The organism is Saccharopolyspora sp. (assembly GCF_017434145.1).
GTDB lineage: Bacteria > Actinomycetota > Actinomycetes > Mycobacteriales > Pseudonocardiaceae > Saccharopolyspora_C > Saccharopolyspora_C galaxeae.
Genome location: NZ_JAFRFW010000815.1, coordinates 1 through 2504 on the forward strand (window position 1 = coordinate 1; position 2504 = coordinate 2504).

Below are 2504 nucleotides of genomic sequence, written 5' to 3' on the forward strand. Positions count from 1 at the left end.
GGGCCGCTGTCGTGTCCGCCGACGTCGTGACCGGCCACCAGGAGCCCGACACCCACGAGCATGAAGGCGACGAGCGCGGCGACCTTGACGATGGCGAACCAGAACTCCATCTCGCCGAACAGCTTCACCGAGACCATGTTCAGCGCGAGCACGATCGCCAGCGCGATCAGCGCGAGCACCCACTGCGGCACCGGGGTGAACAGCGCCCAGTAGTGCGCGTAGAGCGCGATGGCGGTGATGTCGGCGATGCCGGTGGTCGACCAGTTCAGGAAGTGCATCCACCCGGCGGTGTAGGCGCCCTTCTCGCCCATGAACTCCCGCGAGTAGGACACGAAGGCGCCCGACGACGGCCGGTACAGGATCAGTTCGCCGAGCGAGCGCACCACGAAGAATGCGAACACCCCGCACACCGCGTAGGCCAGCGCCAACGCGGGCCCGGCCTGCGCGAGCCGCCCACCTGCGCCGAGGAACAGCCCGGTTCCCATCGCGCCGCCGATCGCGATCATGTTGATGTGCCGGGCCTTCAGCGATTTGCGGTATCCGGCGTCGCCGGCGTCGGCCGGTCGTTCACCACCGGGCTCGTTCGCCTGGAGAGTCGATTCGCTCACTATGTCCGGAATTCCCGTCTGTTCTGCCCGCGCGTCGCTGCGCGGTTGTAGCCCGGCACCCTGGGACTCACCGGTCGATTCCGGGCATAGCAGGCTGTTCGCCGATATGCGCGGAGTCGCCGCTGCGCCAGGGCGCTTGCACGTACGAAGGTCGCCGACGCCACCGCGTCCGGCGCACGGAACGGAATGGTGCTGCGCACACGCTCCGCTGTCAAGATCCACTGCGGATCGCCCGAAATGCGCAGCGGATCAGCTGCGCAAAGTAGTAAAACTCGCAGATCAGGTGTGGTCCAATGCCCGGATCGCCACCGAGCCCGCAGGTCACCGCACGATCAGCACCCTCGGTGCGGGATTTCCCTATCGCCGGGCGGGAATCCGGAGGCGCCGCGGAACCAGGCACTGCGTCCGATTCCGGACGCCCCCGGAAATCTCCCGGAAACGAGAATTCATCCGGCGAAGCAGTGCCGCCGCCGGAACGTTACGAGCGCTCGAACCGGCCGCCCCGGATGCCGCCCAGGAACGACGACCACGCCGAGGGGCTGACGAGCAGGTAGCCGCCGTCGGGGTCCTTGGAGTCGCGGGCGGCGACGGAGTGGTCGATGGGGGCGATCTCGACGCAGTTGCCATAGTTGGTGCTGTAGCGGCTCTTGCGCCAAGACAAGCCGGAGAGGTCGGGATGTGCCACGAAGTGCTCCTTGCCGGTCTTCACGCCAACTCGTCGGCGATACTTGCCACGAACTCTAGAGAGGCGGGTTCCGGCAGGGCAACGTCGTGCAGGCTCCGCAAGCACTCCCGCGCTCCTGCAACGTGTTCCGGCTCCTCCAAGAACGCGCTGCTCCAACGATTTTCGAGGTAGACGAGCGCTGGGTGATCCCGGAACTCCAACAAGACGAACGGACCTTCCAGCCCTGCATGCACCCCGGCTGAAGTAGGCAGCACTCGAACTTCGACGTTGCTCCGTCCTCCGACAGTGATCAGATGTCGCAGCTGCCGGTACATGAGCCCGGCCGTACCCACCGGACGCCTCAACAGAGCCTCTTCGAGCAAGAACTCAAACTGCGGGTCTCTCGGCGCATGCAGGACGGTCTGCCGGGACATTCGCGCTCCGACGAGTGCGTCGACCTGAGCAGGCGTCAGGCCGTCGTCCGTTCCCTCGGAGATCGCCGCCGCGTACTCCGATGTCTGGAGCAGACCCGGGATCACGAGCGACTCATAGTTGTGGATCGCCGTGGCGTCTTTCTCGAACCGGATCAAGTCCTGCCACATCTGCGGCAACCGGCCGTCCCGCACTTGCCACCAGTTCCGGTCGGCACCGCTGCGCACCAGCGCCAGGATCTCGGCCCGCCGCTGCCACGGTACGTGGTACAACCCGAGCAACGCCGAGACATCGTCGGCGTAGAGCCCGCGCTGGCCGGTCTCCATGCGGCTCAGCTTGCTCATCGATATGCCGAGCGCGCTCGCGACCTCCTCCGCGGACAGCCCGCTGCGCAGCCGTAGTTCTTTGAGCTCGCTGGAAACCCGTCGGACCCGCACCGGAATTCCGTTGCGCCGCACCATATTTCTCCCCCGCATGATTCTCGCTTGAGATCTTGAGAGAAGAGTGGCTGGTTGCCCACGGGGCACGCCAGCTTGATCACTCGAAAGTAGCGTTACATGCCCCCGGGGCGACTCCGGAAAGTGCGGCACACCAACGAAAACCGGCTTTCGGGAGGCACGAGTGGCAACCTGGCAGACCCCCGCCGACGATCCGGCCGCGGCGATCACGATCGAACTCCACCCGCGCAGAATCACCCTCACCCAGGGCGAAACCGAACTGGTCGTCACCCAGAACCAGCTCTCGGACATCGCCGACAAGCTCTACTTCCTGGACCTGACCTTCCAGAACGACGCCGAAAC

At 65.7% G+C, this 2504-nt stretch carries 3 protein-coding genes; all 3 read right to left on the reverse strand.

The window, feature by feature from the left end; translation table 11 throughout:
• Positions 1-506: amino acid permease (locus tag IJH84_RS22075; RefSeq protein WP_367269067.1), on the reverse strand; the 506-nt coding region annotated here is incomplete at its 3' end.
• 580 nt (positions 507-1086) lie between these two features.
• Positions 1087-1317 carry a DUF397 domain-containing protein gene (locus tag IJH84_RS22080; protein WP_295148489.1) on the reverse strand — a complete coding sequence of 77 codons (231 nt, stop codon included), beginning with the start codon at positions 1315-1317 and terminating at the stop codon, positions 1087-1089.
• Entirely contained in the window at positions 1314-2165 is an 852-nt protein-coding gene (locus IJH84_RS22085) for a helix-turn-helix transcriptional regulator (RefSeq protein WP_295148491.1), read from the reverse strand. Before IJH84_RS22085 ends, IJH84_RS22080 begins: the two co-directional genes overlap by 4 nt.
• Positions 2166-2504: the final 339 nt, after the last annotated feature.

What these genes read in the sequence shown, in the direction of transcription:
- IJH84_RS22085 (WP_295148491.1), bottom strand. Translation starts at nt 2,165, where the DNA reads ATGGTGCGGCGCAACGGAATTCCGGTGCGGGTCCGACGGGTTTCCAGC.